Below are 17126 nucleotides of genomic sequence, written 5' to 3'. Positions count from 1 at the left end.
GATGAGGGTATAAAATCCTGCTACGCCGGTCATAGCACCAGTAAGGACGAAGCATCGTGTCCTCGCCTTTCATCCCGACCCTTACCCTGGATAGTGGTGAGTGGATAGTGACTAGCCACTAGTCACTAACAGAGGGTGGGGCTTCCCGCCGGTCTAGCTAAAACCAAACCGAAAATGGAAGAAGTTTACTTACCAGAGGAGACCCTTTGCGCTTGGCTGTGGGAAGACCTGGGGCACGGCGACCTCACCACAGAACTGACCCTACCCCCAGGACTGGAGGGTGAGGCGGTAATCCTGGCCAAGGAGACAGGGATCCTGGCCGGCCTGGAGATTGCCAAGCGGGTTTTTCGGCTGGCGGATCCCCAGGTGGAGTTCATCCCTGGAGTGGAGGAAGGGGCCAGGGTGGCTGTCCGTCAAGAGGTGGCCCACCTCAAGGGATCCCTGAAGAGCATTCTGGCGGGGGAGAGGCTGGCGCTCAATCTTCTCCAAAGGCTGTCCGGCATTGCCACCCTCACCCGCACCTATGTAGAGGCTCTCCGGGGAACCTCAACCCAGCTTCTGGACACCCGCAAGACCACTCCCGGCCTGCGCGCCCTGGAGAAGTATGCTGTACGGGTAGGGGGCGGCAAAAACCACCGCTTTGGGCTGTTCGACGGCATTTTGATCAAGGAAAACCACATCATTGCCACGCAACGCTGTTGCGACCGCGGCGCGGGAGGCGTTTTGGCAGCCGTCAAGCGGGCCAAGGAAGGTGCTCCCCACCACCTCAAGGTGGAGGTGGAGGTGCGGGATCTCCAGGAACTGGAAGAGGCTTTGGCAGCAGGAGCCGATCTCATCCTTCTGGACAACTTCACCCTGGAAGAAACCCAGGCCGCCGTCCAACGGGTGGGAGGGAGAGTTCCCCTGGAGGCCAGCGGCAACATGACCCCAGAACGGGCCAGGCAAGTGGCCGAGGCAGGCGTGAATTACGTCAGCGTCGGGGCGCTCACCCACTCGGCCAAGGCTTTGGATCTCTCTTTGCTGGTGGTGTGACCCTGAGCCAAGTCCTCGCTGGACACTGCTTTATTGCTACGCAACGCTGTTGCGACTGATGCTACTTTGAGAAGACAACCTAAGCCCAGCTCCAGCTCAACCGGGCGCCGCGAAAGGCTTCGCCGGGCATCTGGGTTGGGGGTTGCTTCTCTTGCCGGCTCAGATACCCCCCAAAGCAGAGTCGACCAACTCCAGGAGATGGGCTTTCCGTTATTGCTGCGCGCTGCTCCTGCAAACGCATTAGCGGGACAAAGTCCTCAGATCGTGTCCAGCCTCCAGAGGAACAAAACCGTTATTGCTACGCAACGCTGTCGCGACAAGAAGTCGAAAATGAAGGGAGAAACCCCATTGCTACACAACACTGCCACAATCGTCCAGGAGATTGCCCGGCTCAAACAGGAAAGGCAGGCAGTTATCCTCGCGCATTCGTATCAGCTCCCCGAAGTTCAAGAGGTGGCGGACTTTGTGGGAGACTCCTTAGGACTGGCTCGGGAGGCTCAAAAGACGAGCGCCCAGGTGATTGTCTTTGCGGGCGTGCATTTTATGGCGGAGACGGCTGCCATCCTTAACCCGGAAAAGACGGTGCTGCTGCCGGATCTGGAGGCGGGCTGTTCCTTGGCCGATAGCATTCGCCCGCAAGATGTGCTGCGGTGGAAGGCAGCCTGCCCTGAGGGCCTGGTGGTGGCCTACGTCAACACCGCTGCCGAGATCAAGGCTCTGGCAGATGTCTGCGTAACCAGCGCCAACGCAGTTCAAGTGGTGGCCAGCCTGCCCCCGGATCGCCCCATCTTCTTCGTGCCGGATATGTTTCTGGGAGCCCACGTTGCTCAAGTAACCGGAAGGGAGCTGGATCTCTTTCCGGGAGAGTGCCACGTGCATGTTGGCATCCGGGAAGAGCACCTCAAGGCGATGGTGGAAGAGCACCCTGGAGCAGAGTTCCTCATTCACCCGGAGTGCAGTTGCGGCTCTAGCTGTCTCTTCCTCAAACCGGATGCCAAGCTGCTCTCCACCGAGGGCATGGTGCGCTACGCCAAAGCTTCAGAAAGCCGCGAGTTTGTGGTGGCCACCGAGGTGGGCATTCTTCACCGGCTCAAGAAAGAAGCTCCAGACAAAACGTTCATCCCTGTCAAGGCAGAAGCCGTCTGCGAGTACATGAAGAAGATTACCTTGGAAAAGATTTACCGCTCCCTGCAGGAGATGCGCTACGTGATCCAGGTGCCCCAGGAGGTGGCTGAGAAGGCTCGCCGTTCCATCCTGGCCATGCTGGCAGTGCCCGCCGGAGCCTAGAGGTGGAGGGGAAGAACGGGGCGCCGCCCTTGTTAGAAACAGACCTGTTGATCCTGGGAGCAGGGGTGGTGGGGGTGTACGCAGCCCTGTGGGCCGAAGCCCAGGGGGCGACAACTCTGGTGGTAAGCAAGGATCCCCTTCCCTCTGGCTCTACTCCTTGGGCGCAGGGTGGGGTGGCTTTTCCTGTGGATGAGGCGGACGTAGAAGCCCATATCCAAGACACCTTGCAAGCGGGCCGCGGCCTGGTGGAAGAAAAGGTGGCTCGCTCCATTGTGGAGGAAGCACCCTTGCACCTGGAGAGACTTTTGCGCTGGGGCCTTCCTTTCCATCCCCAACCTGTCCGGGAAGGGGGCCACTCCCAAGCGCGGGTACGCCATCTGGGGGGGGATCGGAGCGGACTGTGGCTTCTGAGAGGTTTGCTGGCTCGCCTCAACAGGCTGCCTTTGCAGGGCTACACAGCCCTAAGCCTTTTGCTGGCGGGGGACAGGGTAGGGGGGGCCTTGCTGCTTGGCCCTGAAGGGCCGGTGGAGGTGAGGGCCGGGGCAGTTCTCCTGGCTACGGGAGGATTTGGCAGCCTTTTCCCCGTCTCGACAGCTCCCCCGGGGGCCACCGGCGACGGAATGGTGCTGGCCTGGCGGGCAGGGGCCACTCTCAGGGATCTGGAGTTTGTGCAATTTCACCCCACGGCCTTGCCCAATGGAGCGCTGGTGAGCGAGGCAGTAAGAGGAGAAGGGGCTGTTCTCCTCAACGCCTTGGGGGAGCGTTTTATGCCTCGCTATGCGGAGCTGGGAGAGCTGGCGCCGCGGGATGTGGTAGCTCGGGCCGTTTTCTGGGAGCGGCAGCAGACAGGGGGAACCTACCTGGATCTGCGGGTCGTCGAACATCTGGAGGAGCGCTTTCCCACCGTTGTTGCCTCTGCCCGCGCCTTGGGGCTGGATCCCACGAAGGATCTGCTCCCAGTTGTTCCCGCGGCTCACTACGTGATGGGTGGGATCCGAACGGACACTTTCGGCTTCACCGGCCTGCCGGGCCTTTATGCTGCTGGGGAGGTGGCTTCCACGGGTCTGCACGGAGCCAATCGCTTGGCTTCCAACAGCCTTTTGGAAGGGCTGGTCATGGGCAAGCGGGCCGCCTTGGCTGCCTTGCAAGATTTGGGAGAGGTGAGCTTTCCCCGACAGCTGCAGAGGCTACCCGTTCTGGCGACGTCTCCCGACATCCTGCCGGCTCTCAGGCATCGAGTTGGGGAAGCTTTGGGCGTTGTGCGGGAGGGAACGCGGCTGCGGGCTTTTCTGACCTTTGTCAAGGCACTTCCCCTGCAGGAAAAGCCTTGGGCCACCCGGGAAGAGGCCGAGGCAGGCAGTCTGCTTTTGCTGGCCCGTCTGGTAGCTCAGGGGGCGCTGCTGCGGGAGGAAAGCCGCGGGGCCCATTTCCGCGAGGATTTTCCTCAGGAAGGGGAGCCTTTCCATACGGAGGTGCGCGGTTCAACTTTTTTCTGGAGACCTCTTGATGCTACGCATTGCTAACGGCAACAGGCATTCCACTCATGGTGAAAGACGCCCGGCCTGTCGATGCGCTCGAAGGTGTGGGCCCCGAAGAAGTCCCGCTGGGCTTGGGTGAGGTTCTGGGGCAGGTTGGCGGTACGGTAGCTGTCGTAGTAGGCCAAAGAAGCGCTGATGGCCGGGATCGGGATCCCCAGGGCAGCCGCCGTGGACACCACCCGCCGCCAGGATCCCTGCCGCTCCCGGATGGCCTGCTCGAATTCCTCATCCAAGAGCAGGTTCACCAGCTCTGGATCCCGTTTGTAGGCCGACTGGATCTCGCCCAGGAAGCGGGCGCGGATGATACAGCCCCCTTTCCAAATCCGCGGAATCTCGCTGAAGGTGTAGACGTAGCCGTGGGCAACGGTGGCTTTTTTGAGCAGGGCCATCCCCTGAGCATAGGAGCAGATTTTGGAGCAATAGAGAGCAGCGCGCAGATCTTGGATAAAGCGATCGGGATCCCCTTCAAAAGTGGCGTCGGGCCCCTTCAACTGGGCAGAGGCAGCCACCCGTTCCTCTTTCATCGACGAGAGGATGCGAGCTTGCACCGCCGCTTCAATGGTGGGCACTGGTACCCCCAGATCTAGAGCGTCCTTGACTGTCCACAAACCGGTGCCTTTCTGCCCGGCCTTATCCAGGATGAGATCCACCAACAGCTTGCCGGTTTCCGGATCCAGGGTTTGGAAAATCTTGGCGGTAATTTCAATTAGGAAAGATTCCAGCTCTGTTTCATTCCAAGCCTGAAAAATCTCCTGCATCTGCGAGGCCGACAGCTTCAAAGCCCTGCGCATTAGGTCGTAGACCTCGGCGATCAGCTGCATATCGCCGTATTCGATGCCGTTGTGTACCATCTTCACGTAGTGCCCGCCCCCTTTGGGCCCCAGGTAGGTGACACAGGGGCCGTCTGGCACTTGAGCGGCAATTTTGGCCAAGATGGGCTCCAGTTGTTGGTAGGCCTCTGGGCTGCAGCCGGGCATGAGGCTGGGGCCGTTCAGGGCTCCCTCTTCCCCGCCGCTCACTCCCATGCCGACAAAGTGGATCCCGGTGGGGGCGAGGGCTTCGGCACGGCGATCGGTGTCGGTGTAGAGGGAGTTGCCGCCGTCGATGATGATATCCCCCGGATCCAGCAGGGGTTTAAGCTCGTCAATCACCGCGTCTACCGGCGCACCCGCCTTGACCATGATCAAGAATTTGCGGGGCCGCTCCATCAGTTGCACCAATTCCGGCAGGCTGTAGGCGGGGGTGATCCGTTTGCCTTGGGCTCGCTCCCGCATGAACTGGTCGGTTTTGGAGCTGGTGCGGTTGTAGACGGCAACCGGGAAGCCATTGCGCTCGACGTTGAGGGCCAGGTTTTCCCCCATCACCGCTAGGCCAATCACCGCAAAGCTGGGCTTGCTCATGGTTGGGGCACTATCGACACCTCACCCAATCTAGAGGCCAATCCGACCGACGGGGCTCAGGGATCCTGTTTTCTTCACCTTTGCCGGCCCTGATTCAAGGGCAGCCCAAACTCTCACGGGTGGTTACGCCGGTTATCGGGTGGGATCCCTCAGCTCGCTCACACAACTGCCGCTTTGCCGCCCGATCCACATAGGCTTCGCTAAAATCGGCGCCGGCAATCTGCGCTCCTTGCCAAACCGCCCGTGCGGCAATGGCTCCCGTGAGCTTGGCCCCTCTGAGATCGGCTCCTGCCAAATTGGCCAGATCCAAAAGGCTATTGCTCAAATCGGCACCGGATAGGTTGGCCCCCGCCAGATTGGCCTTGGTGAATGCCGCCCCCGAAAGGTTGGCCCCGTGCAGATCGGCGCCCTGCAGGTTGGCGCTGACAAAGCTGCTGCCCCGCCAATCTTGGCCGGATAGATCTTGACCTTGCAGATCGGCGTTGTTGAAGTTGAGACGGGCTTGGCTGCCCGCTATGGAGCCCCAGAGGAGCCAAAGCAGCAGAGTGGCCGCCAGCAGCATGCCCAGCTTCCCGAAGTCGCGCCAGCAAGTCGAGGCGTTGGATTTTGGGGCCATCGAGGATCCCTAGATTCTCTACCCCCATTCTTGCCGATTTTCCCCTTGCCCACTGAGAACTGGGATCATTGCGTTGCAGCAGAGACAGCCGTTATCCGCCGTAGGTTACATTCCGCTCGGTGGTGCGAAATTGCAGGATCGTCAGCCCCACCACAATGAGAAACAGGACGATGGATTGCGCGGCAGCCCTACCCAAATTGCCTGAAGACACTCCGATTTTGTAGATCTCGTAGATCAACACCGAGGTGGATCCGGAAGGGCCCCCAGCAGTCAGCAAGTCAATGGTGCCAAAGATATCGAAAAACGCATAGGTCATGTTGGTAATCACCAAAAAGAAGGTGATGGGAGAAAGCAGCGGTAGGGTGATGGCAAAAAAGCGACGCACTGCCCCGGCCCCGTCGATGGCAGCCGCTTCCAGCAAATCCTTGGGCAGGTTTTGCAGGCCGGCAAGGTAAAACAAAATGTTGTAGCCCATCTGCTTCCAAACGCTAGCAAAGATCACCACCCAAGGGGCCAAGTTGGGATCGCTGAGCCAGTTTAAACGGGGGATCCCCACCAGGCCCAGCAAATGGTTGGCCACCCCTCCCAAGGGGTTGAACATGATAAAAAAGATGATCCCGGCCACCGCCGGAGAGATGGCGTAGGGCCAGATCAGCAACACCCGATAAATCGCCGCCCCCCGAATCGGCTGATAGGCCAGCGTGGCAATCAACAGGGATCCGCTCAACCCCAGCACCACGATGGCCGCCGAAATGGCAAAGGTAATCCCCAGGCTGCGCAGATAGGTGGAATCCGTCAGCAAAGCGGTAAAGTTATCCACACAGACGAAGCGGCTGCGCGGCGCCCCCACAAACGTGAGCAGGGTGGAAAGGCGGAAGGTATCCAGCCCTGGGTAGTAGAGAAACACCACCAAGATCGTGAAGGTGGGCAACAAGAGCAGCCACGCCAGCCACCACTGCTTAAAGATGCCCCTCTCCTGAACAGCTGGGCCGGGGATCCCCAGGCGGCGCTCCTGCTCCTTCTGCGTCCACGCCAACAGCGGCCAGAGGGGAATGGCCATGCCCGCCAGCACCAGCCCCACGCCAAAGGCCATGTCGATGGCCTTGCGCTCCGGCTCAAAAGTGCAAAAATCCAGGGGCGCCATAAAAATCAGGGATCCCAGCCCTCCTGCTAGGCCCCCCAGCACTGCCCCCACCGGCACAGGCCACTCGATGCGTCGAAAACGGAGCCCCATCCAGAGGGATCCCAGCAACCCTGCCAACAGCGGCACCAACACTTGGACGAATCCCAACATGCCTCTCACCTCGGCTTTGCTCTTCACAAGAGCCTCGTCAAAACCCAAAAAGGGGCAGGCTGCCGCCCACCCCCATCCCTCAATGACACCGTCAGCCCATCGACATCCAGGTTACTGGTAGAGGGAGTTGTACTCGGCTAGAAGGCGGTTGGCCTCCTGGTTGGCCTTGGCCATAGCCTGGGCTGGATCCCCGCCTTTAAGCATCAGATCTTCCATGGTTTGGGTCACCACGTTGCGAATTTCGGGGAAAGCCCCCAGCAGCGCCCCCCGAGTGGCAGGGGTCACCTTGGAATTGTTGATTTGGTCGCTGGCGGTGAAGAAGTTGGGGTTTTCCTTGAACCAGCCCTTCGACTCCAGCAAGGCTACCGAGCTTTTCCGAATGGGCAAGTAGCCGGTCACTTGGTGCCACTCGGCAGCATTTTCGGTGTTATTGAGCCACAGCATGAAGGTCAGCGCCCCCTCTTCCACCTCCTTGGGCAGATCCTTCACCAGCCAGAGGCTGGCTCCCCCGATCAAGTTCCCCGTCCAACCCTTGTCGGCGTTGTAGGGCATGCGGGTGGTGACCAGCTCGATGTTGTTTTGCTTGGCAGCGTTGGTGATGTTGGCGGCATCGGCGCTGCTGGTGATGGCCATGGCGACGGTACCGGTCTGGATGGCCTGCTCGGTGGCTGCCCAATCCCGCTGCTTGCCGCTGTAGATGTAGTAGCCTTTGTCATACATCCCTTTCCACCAGGTGGCGATGGCAATTGACGGCTCCGAGTCCAAAAAGACCTGGGTGGCACGGGCGGCACGGCCATTGTCGTTGTTGGCCAAGAGGGCATTCTGCTGGGCCATCCACTGCTCGTAGAACCAGCCGTGATTGGGCCAGGTCACACAGCCCTGGGGAGCGTCGGGGAGGGCCATGATCTTTTGACAAGCAGCCTCCAGCTCTTGCCAGGTGGCCGGCGGCTTTTCGATCCCTGCCTTCTTCAAGATGGCCGTGTTGGAGTAGAGAATGGGGCTGGAGCTGTTCCAGGGCATGGACGTAAATTTGCCATCCAGGGTGTAGTAGCTCACCACCGGCTCGATAAAATCGTCGAAATTCACCGGGATCCCGTTCACTTCGGTGCGATTGCCCAGAGCCTCGGCAATGGACTTGAAGTAACCAAAATCCCGTGCCCGTTGGGTGCCCACCTCAAACCACTGCACCACCGAAGGAGCAGCATTTTGTTGAATGGCCAGGTCGGTGGCTTGCTGAATTTCTTCGTAGTTGCCGTAGCCTTCGACCGTAACTTTGTATTGAGGAAATTGCTTGTTGAACTCTGCCGCTTTTTCGCGGGCCCAATCCAGGCGGTTATCGGTAAAGGCAATCCAAACTTTGACTTCGGCAGGAGACTGAGCAAAGCTGTCGGCAGCCAGAAGAGCAGCAGCAGACGCAGCCACCAGGCCAGCCGCAACAGCCAGGAAAGTACGACGGGTATTCATAGAAAAATGCAGTCGCATTCGCTAAAGGCACCTCTGAGATTACAGCACCGACATTAAGAGCAGGTTATGTCTGGCTGGGATCCCCTCGGGAGGTGAACCCTCAGGCCGAAGTCAGAGTCAGATGAGGTGAGCACCTAGCCTGGGTCATGATTGGCAATTTCTCAAGGGGTCTCGAAAAATGAGAATGAAAATGAAAACCGCAAGCTTTTGCCTGTTATTGGTTACTGCCCTCCTGATGGCGCTTGCTCCCTTTGCGCAGGCTCGCCCCCGTCAACGCACTCGCACAGCCACCACGCCAACGGCTGGATCCCTGGCCCCGCGCGGTGGGCGCACCTTCACTCACTCCGGCACCTACACTCGCACCGGGCCAAGTGGCAGATCGGGTAGTGGCACCTATTCCGGCCAGGGATCCCGGCAATTCATTCCCGGTCAGGGGGTGGAAGGAGACTACTCCGGCCAAGTCACTACCCAACAAGGTCAGACCTGGAACCTGAACCATCAGCACACCACTACTCACACACATGAGGGTTGGCAACGGCAGGGCAGCACCACCCTGCAAAACGCCGAGGGCAAGACGGTGGGCAGCAGCTCGAGCCTTATCGAGGGCCAAGCGGGGCAAGGCTGGCAGCGCAGCGGCCAATTCAGCAATGCTCGCGGCCAAACCTACACCACCGAGTCGAGCAGCACACCGACCGGGCCAGGACACTGGCAGCGGGAAACTCGCGTCTTCAATGCCCAAGGGGATCTGCTCGGTGGCTCTGATACCGATGTGCAGTACCGATTTGTACCAGGGCAAGGCTGGGTGAAAACAGTAGAAGGCAAGACTCTAAAGGGTCAACCCATCCGCCGCACCACCACAGTCGGCCCCAATCCGTGAAGGATTTGCAGGGATCCCCTCCTCAGCTTGGCTTGGCATGCCGCCGCAGCGCCTGGATCCCCGCGGCCAGGGCAAAGAGCGCGATCAGCAGCAAGGTACTTAGGGCCGCCGCTTGCTGGGTATAGCCCCCTTGTTGCAAGCCAAAGATGAGCCACCCAAAGGTCTCCGAGCGGGAGGTCACCAAGAGGGCGGAGAGGGTCAGCTCGGCAAAAGATTGCAGAAATACCAGCAACACTGCCGCCGTCAGGGCTGGCGCCAGCAGCGGCACCAAGATGTGGCGAAAGGTTTGCAGCAGGGAGGCCCCGTCAATACTGGCTGCCTCCTCAAGGCTGGTATCCAAGCTGCGCCACGCCGCTTGCAGGGGCTGCAGTGCCAGGGCCGAGAACCGCCCCAGGTAGGCCATCAGGATCAGCCATAGGGTGCCGTAGAGGCTCAGCCCCGGCAGGGGAGGAGGCAACCACACCAAGATGAGAGACAAAGCAAAAATCAGGCCCGGCAGGGCATAGGGCAAGTCCACGATGAAGCTGAGCAGGGCCAACAGCGGCACCTTCAAGCGGGTCAGGGCATAGCCCAAGATCGTCCCTATCCCGCTGCAGAGCAGTGCCGCTCCTCCCGCCAAGCCCAAACTGTGCAGCGTGGCGCGGCGGGCCCGCTCCAGATCAAAAAGAACCATGCGAAAATGCTCCAGGGTTAGGTTAGACCAGGTCAGGGGCAGGCCATAGGCCCGCAGCAGGGCAGTCGCAGCCATGGCCAGCAAGGGCCCAAGAACGACCAGCAGAGCTGCGGCGAAAAGGATCCCGCTGAGCAGCCAACCCAGCCAGCCCAGGCGATAGGGATCCGGAGGCGCCTCGCCGGGATCCAACCCCTCCTGACTCCGCTGGGGCCAGCTCAAGAAGAAGAGGGCCGGCAGGCCAAAGAGCAACGCCAGCGCCGCACTGCGCCCAAACCCATCGCCGCTGAAGTTGATCACCTCCTGGTACAGCAGAGTGGGCAAGGTCAGGTAGCGCCCCGGGATCCCCAGCAAGGCCGGGATCCCGAAATTGCCCCAGGCCCCCAGGAACGCCAGTGCTGCTGCTGCCGCCACAGAGGGCCGTAACAGAGGCAGCGTGACGTAGAGCCAAACCTGCAGCAGGTTTGCCCCATCCAGTTGGGCCGCCTCCTGAGCCTGCTTGGAGAGCCGGCTCAGGCCCGCCACCAGCGTCAGATAGGCAATCGGCAGCACAAAAAGAGCCAGCAACAGGATGATCCCCGCCGGTGTGTAGAGGCTCCACAGGGATCCCTGCTTTCCCAAAATCCAGCGCAGCCCCTGCTGCAGATAGCCCACCGGCCCAGCCCACTGGATCCAGGCCAAGGCCAAAACCTGGGGCGGAATCACCAGAGGAGACAAAAAGAGCAGCCGTAGGATCCCGCGGCCCGGCAGATCCGTCTGGGTGGTGAGCACCGCCAGCAGCAGAGCGGCCCCAAGAGCCAGCGCCGCTGAGGCCGCGGACACCCAAAGGCTATGGCGTAGCGCCAGATGGACGCGAGGCGTTTCCAGCAACCAGCGGATGTTCTCACCTTCGCCGCCCAAGGCCCGCTGCAGCAGCCTCCAGAGGGGATAGACGTGGGTCAGAGTCACAAGGGCGGCTACAGCCACCAGCCAGGGGATAATGGGGTGCCTCAACCCTTTGCTCAAGTCCTTCCACCGCAAGACTTGGCCAGCGTCTGGCCAGCTTGATGTCAACCTATTCCCCAAACAACTTGGCAAAGCGAGCCTTGTCGGCCTCGCGGCTCTCGGCCAACTCCGTCGCCGGCACGCTTAAGATCTTCAGCTCGCTCAAGGCGGGGAACCCTTTCGGAGGTGTGACATCCTGCCGCAGTGGCATATAGCCCATCCCTGCAGCAACCTCCTGCCCCTTCTGAGACAGCAAGAAGTCCACAAAAGCCTGGGCAGCTTCCAGGTTGGGCGTTCCTTTTACAATTCCCACCGGCTCTGTAATCAATGGCACACCCTCCTTGGGATAGACCACCTCCACTGGGGATCCCTCGTTGCGGCTGCGAATGGCGAGAAAGTCCACCACCATGCCGTAGCTTTGTTCGCCACTGGCGACGTTGCGAGCCACAGCGCCATTGCCTTGCACCAGCACTGCCTTGTTCTTTTTCAGGGCTTCGTACCACTCCCAGCCCAAGCCGGGGGTGCGGGTGATAACCCCCAAGTTGTAGGCGGCGGCGCCCGAATAGGTAGGGCTGGGCATCACCAGTTGGCCTTCAGGAACCTGGGCCAGGGCTGCCCAGCTATCGATGGGCTGGGCTTTGGCCGTGTTGTAAACGATCACCGTGGCCAAGATCTTGGTGCCGAAGTAGTGGCAGTCTGGGTCGTAGTAGGTGGCAGCGATGGCTTTGGCCTCAGGGCTGCAGTAGGACTCCAGCAAATTGCGGGCTTTCAGCAGCTCAAAGGTGGGCGCATCGGCCACCAACAACACATCTGCCTGGGGGCTGCCCTTTTCTGCTTCTAAAAGAAAGCGGCTGATCACCTCCTCGGTGCCGGAGCGAAAGATCTCCACCGAAACCTCTGGATAAACTTCCCGAAATGCAGCAACAGTTTTCTGAGCATCTGCATCGGGTTGGGAGGTGTACAAACGCAACGTCCCGGAAGGCTTAGCCCAGGCTGAGCTCAAGGATCCCCACGCAAAAGGGTGGGCAAAAGCCACGCTGCAAAGCACCGCCAACAAAGATAGAGGACGCACGGTGATTCTCCTAACCATTCCAAAATCGGTTTTTGCATTTACTCTCACTTTACTGCCGATCTGGCACAAATGAGAGCATTGCCCAAATTCACCGGAGAATAAGCCTGTATTGCAGCTTTTCAGACAACATCTATCACAGCCACTATAAGTCACAACCACATGGATATGGATAGAAGCAACCCCTGCGTAGCAGGGATCCCACTTCGCTCACAAAACTCGCAGGAAGCCGGGGGAAGCTTTGGCTTCGGGGTTCCCAGGTTTCCCCCTATTTTAGGAGTTGAATACAGCTCAGAATACCTCAATAAAATCATCCAAAAGTTATTTTCTAGTTATTTTGAGATTAAGTTCTGATTAAGAAAAATTACCGGCCAGATTGTGAGAGGAAAAAGCACAGCTTGGTTCAACCAGCTATGCTTTTTGGAACCACATACCCTGTACTTTGGCTATAGGGATCCGAAAGCGTCTTCCTTATCTAGCTCCTCCTAGAGAAGCTTAACCAAGGCAACCAGCTTCCGACTCCACCCGCCGGCTTGCCGTCGTATCCGGCACCCCCGTCGACAACCGGTAACGCCTTCCACGGTAGTACCACCCCAGCCGCGATACGCCACGGTCAGACCAAAAGCTCACAAGACTCCTCCTGCTTTGCTCCTTCTCCACCCCCCTCGCAGACACTTTTCGCCCCGAACTCAACCGTTGCCTTGGGGCTAGGTTGGGCCCGGAAAGGCCTACAGCAGGCGAGTTTTGAGGTTTAGTTTAAGGCCTGCCCAGTGTTGGGAAGCGGGCGGACGGAATCGAACCGACAACAGCAGTTTGGAAGACTGCGGTTTTACCATTAAACTACGCCCGCACGGGCATTCAGCAATGCTGAATATCTATGGTAGCATCTCTCGGCGGTGCCCCTTCCCACTCAGAGTTTGGAGAAAAATCCATCTCCATCAGCGGGACAGACTTCTCCGGTAGGCTGGGCTTACTTGCTCTGGAGATCTTTCTGGCGTTTCCTTTGCCATTGGCGAAACTCTTTCTCGTAGCGTTCACCCTCCGTTTGGTAGGCGTTCCAGCCCTTGAGGGCAACGGTCAAGCCCCACCCCATGAGTATAAACAGCGACCAAGATAGCCCTCCACCGGAGAGCCAGTCTAAGCCCAGCAAAAAGCTGTTGACAATTCCATAGCGGCCCAGCAGTTGGTAAAACTGCCGACGGCGGTAGCGCTGGAATTCTCGGTGTTGGCTGTTCAGCTCTTGCCAAGCCTTCCATTCCTGCTCGGCCAAGTCCAGCTCTTGGGGGGAGATCCCCAGTTCGGCAGCCATCTCCTGCAGTTGGGAGCGGGTGAACTCGCCCAGGCGTGGCTGGCGGGCAATGGCCCGCTGGAGGATCTGCTGCACGTCCTCTTGGCTGTACCGGGATCCCGACATTTGGCTGACTTACATATAACTTCGTAAACTTTATATCTCTTAGTTTGGGCTAGCTGGATCTTGCGCCTTATGAAGCTCCCTCCGCCGCGGGATCCCAACCGTTAGACTAAACCTAGACTGCGAGCCTCCTTCTCTGGGGTTAAGTGTCCCTGTACTGCCTGTGATCTGTGCTTGCCAGTAGGGTTATGGCCTCCACCCGCTCTAGATCTTACCTTCGCCAGAGTCGTACCTCCCTATTGAGCGATCTGCTGCAGGCTTTGCCGCACCTGCGCCCACAACTGTATTTCAAATCCTCTTTGGTTGCCCTCAGCCACGCCATTGAGGATCAGGTGCTGCAAGGGCAGGGATCCCCGTGGGTATTCGCTAACTTTCAAAAGGAGCGCTACTACCGCCAGGAGGCACGGCGCTACCAGCGCATCAGCGCAATGGCCCAAGACGTGTTTGTGTTGGCGACCCCAGAAAAGGATTTTGCTCAGACAGACCTGCCCTACCACACCATTCCCTTGGATCCAGAGGATCCCTTGGTGCAGGAGTGGCACTTGATCGTCATCGATGCCCACTATGCCACCTGCCTCGTGTGTCGAGAACGCTTGCAGATGCAGCGGGAGCGTCCTTGGCAAAGCAGCGATATGGATGCAGCTCGCCAATTTGATGGGATCTGGTCATTTGATCGTCAGATTACAGTCCAAGCGGCTTTGGCCCTGTTGCCCAAGATCCTCAGTTACCGACCGGATCTGGAACCTCGCCTTGAGCCCCTTCGCCAGTACCTCAAGGGATCCCCGCAAAACTCCGCCAGCCAACTGAATCCAGGCCCCTTTACCGAGCGGCTGATCACCTATCTCCAGGCAGGGCAATACAAACTGCAGCGGGCCTACCGCACCATTCGGGTGCAAGAGCGCAAAGAGCATCTGATCAACCGCATCAGCAGTGCCATTCGCCAGTCTTTGGATACCGGCGAGATTTTGGCAATTGCTGTGCAGGAGCTGGGGCAGGTGGCAGAGGTGGGGCGATGTTTGATCTACCGTTACGATGGCCAGGCCCCTGCTGTTCAGATTGAGCAGGAGTACCGCACCCTAACGATGGGCAGCCTTAAGGGATCCCTGTGGCCTCTTCCCAGCAACCCTTTTTTGCGGGAGGCAGTAGCCTCGGCACAAGCGGTGTGCTGCGAGGATACCCAAAAGGATCCCCGCCTGCAGCGAGTGCCGGAGCTGTGGCAGCCGGCCCAAATTCGGGCTTGGGTGGCCATGCCGATTCTCTATCAAGGGCGGTTGCTGGGCCTATTGGAGCTACACCACGAACACCCTCACCGCTGGCAGCCGGCCACTCTGGAGTTGGCAGAAGCCATTGCCAACCAAGTGGGGGTAGCCCTCTTGCAGGCAGAAGCCTATCAGCACCTAGAAGAGCTCAATCGCCAGTTGGCAGCTCTGGATCAGGCCAAATCAGAGCTGATTGCCGTGACCGGACACGAGCTGCGCACCCCGCTGTCCACCATTCAGGTGTGTTTGGAGTCTTTGGCCAGCGACCCCGACATGCCCCTGGAGATGCGCCAGGAAATGTTGAACACAGCCCTGCAAGATGCCGATCGGCTGCGGGAGTTGGTGCAGGACTTTCTCACCCTCTCCAAGCTGGAAAGTGGTCGCGTTCGCTGGCATATCGAGCCGTTGTCTGCTCAAGAATGTGTGGAGCTGGCCCTGAGCAATGTCAAAGCGCGACGGCGGCACGAAGACTTGCCCACCATCGAGCAGGTGCTGCCCAAACGGCTGCCAATGGTTAGGGCGGATGGGGAGTGGCTGGTGGAGGTGTTGCGTAAGCTGCTGGACAATGCCTGCAAATTTACCCCTTCCACCGGACGGATCTGGATTCGGGCAGAAGTGGAGCCACCAGCCGGTGGATCGACGGGGGCGATGGTGAAGTTCACTGTTGCCGACACCGGGCGCGGCATTGAGCCAGACCGGTTGCAAGCCATCTTCGAGCGGTTTTATCAAGCAGAGGGATCCCTGCGGCGCTCGGTGGGTGGGACGGGCTTGGGGCTAGCCATTTGCCGACTGATCATTGAGGCCATGGGGGGGCGCATCTGGGCAGAATCGGGGGGGATCAATCAGGGCAGTGCCTTCCACTTCACCCTGCCGATAGCGCACCCACACACCCAAGGACAGCCCTCGATCGCCGCTTGAGACTCGAAAGGTGAAGGACCACCGGCCCACTTTGCCTCTGGGATCCACCTGGCAAATTCCAGCTCGAATATCAAATCCCACAAATGGCAATAAAGCTGTTCCCCAGCCCCCCTCTTCTTTGGCAGAAGGGCTGAGAGTGGTCGCGTCAGCAGCGCGGAGCGCTTGGGGAACGAGGTACCTATTGGGCGCGCCTCAAACGGGCTTGGAATGATCCGACAAACTCAGGCAGCGCTCCCGAATGGCTTGTAAGTTCAGGGCCAAATCTTGGCAAATGCGGCGCTCCACCAGACCGACAGGCATTCTGCGGGGAGGCTTGACCTGCAGGTGGTAGGTGAGCAAGGTTTGATGGGCCGACCAATCGGCCAGATCCCAAAACCCCTCGAAGATAAGAAAATCCCCTTGTGTTTTTTGGAAGCGAAGCTGCTGAGGAAAGATCTCCTCGATAGCCAGCACCACCGCAGCAGAAAATTGGGCAAATAAAACCTTTTGGGATCCCACTTGACGTACCAGTGTGCGGCCATTCTCACGGCCAATGACGCGACTTTCCACCAAGTTGGGAATAAACTCCGCCAGATGGTCGTAGTCGGTCAAAACCTGCCAGACCTGCTGCCGCTCCACCGGAATCAGGACGCGACCTCGCACTTGGCGGCGGCGCTCCCCCAAATCCTCCACCTCCACCTGGATGTCTGAGGACTCCGTCCCGCTGACGCCAGCAGGAATGGGGATCCCATCTTCTGGGGTGGGGTCTTGGGGATCCCATTCAGGGTCAGAAGGCATGGCGAGAACTTCAGTCGCGTAGGTGCTGTAGAGCAGTGCGGAAACCGGAGAGGGAATCGATTTTTGACTGGACAAACCATTCGCCAGCAGTTCCAATAGGCTGCCCCCCTGTGTTTTCTATTGTATCAGGCAACTGTATAGCAGATAACGAACTCTAGGGGAGAAGGGCCTGGAACCAACCGACGATCACCTGCCAAACCTGTTCTAGAAGGGCAAAGGGATCCCGCAACTCCTGCAGCACCTGCCGCGGGCCAATTCTAAAGACCACGTACAACACGGCCAAGATGATTACAATCCCCACCGTTGTCCAGATGGCCTCTCGAACCACCCGCACCCAAAAAACCAGCATAAAAATGGCGATGGCTACAGCGGCAACCAGCGGCAATGTGTCCAGTACCATCGGATCCCACCTCGTTTGGCTCAGATGTTTCAGATTTAACTCCACTGTAGCCAGCTTGAAGTAAACTACCCGGCTCCGACCGCTAAGCGGTACGGAGCGGGCTTTCAGTAGCCCTGAGCCTGTTCTGCTC

14 protein-coding genes and 1 tRNA gene are annotated in these 17126 nt (G+C 59.1%); 5 read left to right on the top strand and 10 right to left on the bottom strand.

The genetic code is table 11. The annotated features are described in order from the left end of the window. Window positions 1-174 precede the first annotated feature (174 nt). The 3 genes from nadC to NW840_RS02895 all read left to right on the top strand — a co-directional run bounded on the left by nadC (window position 175) and on the right by NW840_RS02895 (window position 3842). Complete coding sequence (nadC, locus tag NW840_RS02905) at window positions 175-1032, top strand: carboxylating nicotinate-nucleotide diphosphorylase (protein ID WP_414342301.1); 858 nt, start codon at window positions 175-177, stop codon at window positions 1030-1032. Window positions 1033-1230: 198 nt separating this feature from the next. Continuing rightward, on the top strand, window positions 1231-2319 hold the full coding sequence (gene nadA / locus NW840_RS02900) for a quinolinate synthase NadA (protein ID WP_414342299.1): 1089 nt from the start codon (window positions 1231-1233) through the stop codon (window positions 2317-2319). A gap of 29 nt (window positions 2320-2348) precedes the next feature. Further along, window positions 2349-3842, top strand: a complete 1494-nt coding sequence (locus tag NW840_RS02895; RefSeq protein WP_414342298.1) for an L-aspartate oxidase — start codon at window positions 2349-2351, stop codon at window positions 3840-3842. On the opposite strand, the gene gndA is transcribed toward NW840_RS02895, so the two are convergent. From gndA to NW840_RS02875, 4 genes are all read right to left on the bottom strand, one after another. Further along, complete coding sequence (gene gndA / locus NW840_RS02890; protein WP_414342296.1) at window positions 3839-5257, bottom strand: NADP-dependent phosphogluconate dehydrogenase; 1419 nt, start codon at window positions 5255-5257, stop codon at window positions 3839-3841. The two genes, NW840_RS02895 and gndA, sit on opposite strands and share 4 nt — an antisense overlap. Before the next feature lie 94 nt (window positions 5258-5351). Further along, window positions 5352-5873: a pentapeptide repeat-containing protein gene (locus NW840_RS02885; RefSeq protein ID WP_414329417.1), complete on the bottom strand. Its 522-nt coding sequence runs from the start codon at window positions 5871-5873 to the stop codon at window positions 5352-5354. 91 nt (window positions 5874-5964) lie between these two features. Continuing rightward, window positions 5965-7167 (bottom strand): carbohydrate ABC transporter permease, encoded by a 1203-nt coding sequence (locus NW840_RS02880; RefSeq protein WP_414329418.1) that lies wholly within the window; start codon window positions 7165-7167, stop codon window positions 5965-5967. Window positions 7168-7278: 111 nt separating this feature from the next. After that, on the bottom strand, window positions 7279-8631 hold the full coding sequence (locus NW840_RS02875) for an ABC transporter substrate-binding protein (protein ID WP_414342295.1): 1353 nt from the start codon (window positions 8629-8631) through the stop codon (window positions 7279-7281). 190 nt (window positions 8632-8821) lie between these two features. Here NW840_RS02875 and NW840_RS02870 point away from each other — a divergent pair, with 190 nt between their 5' ends. Then, window positions 8822-9508 carry a hypothetical protein gene (locus NW840_RS02870; RefSeq protein WP_414342293.1) on the top strand — a complete coding sequence of 229 codons (687 nt, stop codon included), beginning with the start codon at window positions 8822-8824 and terminating at the stop codon, window positions 9506-9508. 22 nt (window positions 9509-9530) lie between these two features. On the opposite strand, the gene NW840_RS02865 is transcribed toward NW840_RS02870, so the two are convergent. The 4 genes from NW840_RS02865 to NW840_RS02850 all read right to left on the bottom strand — a co-directional run bounded on the left by NW840_RS02865 (window position 9531) and on the right by NW840_RS02850 (window position 13645). Further along, window positions 9531-11171, bottom strand: coding sequence for an ABC transporter permease (locus NW840_RS02865; protein WP_414342291.1), 1641 nt, complete (start codon window positions 11169-11171; stop codon window positions 9531-9533). Between the two features lie 61 nt (window positions 11172-11232). Then, window positions 11233-12234, bottom strand: coding sequence for an ABC transporter substrate-binding protein (locus tag NW840_RS02860; protein ID WP_414342289.1), 1002 nt, complete (start codon window positions 12232-12234; stop codon window positions 11233-11235). 776 nt (window positions 12235-13010) lie between these two features. After that, window positions 13011-13081 (bottom strand) — tRNA-Gly (locus NW840_RS02855). Window positions 13082-13201: 120 nt separating this feature from the next. After that, window positions 13202-13645, bottom strand: coding sequence for a 2TM domain-containing protein (locus tag NW840_RS02850; protein WP_011434035.1), 444 nt, complete (start codon window positions 13643-13645; stop codon window positions 13202-13204). Window positions 13646-13830: 185 nt separating this feature from the next. Between NW840_RS02850 and NW840_RS02845 the strand changes: the two genes are divergently transcribed. Next, window positions 13831-15819, top strand: a complete 1989-nt coding sequence (locus NW840_RS02845; protein WP_414342288.1) for a DICT sensory domain-containing protein — start codon at window positions 13831-13833, stop codon at window positions 15817-15819. Window positions 15820-16011: 192 nt separating this feature from the next. Here NW840_RS02845 and NW840_RS02840 read toward each other — a convergent pair whose 3' ends face one another. Further along, window positions 16012-16596, bottom strand: a complete 585-nt coding sequence (locus tag NW840_RS02840) for an SRPBCC family protein (protein ID WP_414342286.1) — start codon at window positions 16594-16596, stop codon at window positions 16012-16014. A gap of 154 nt (window positions 16597-16750) precedes the next feature. Continuing rightward, window positions 16751-16996, bottom strand: a complete 246-nt coding sequence (locus NW840_RS02835) for a hypothetical protein (protein WP_049749597.1) — start codon at window positions 16994-16996, stop codon at window positions 16751-16753. Window positions 16997-17126: the final 130 nt, after the last annotated feature.

It is taken from the genome of Synechococcus sp. R5-13, from assembly GCF_047462015.1.
Classification (GTDB): Bacteria; Cyanobacteriota; Cyanobacteriia; order Thermostichales; family Thermostichaceae; genus Thermostichus.
This window is presented reverse-complemented; position numbering and strand designations above follow the sequence as displayed.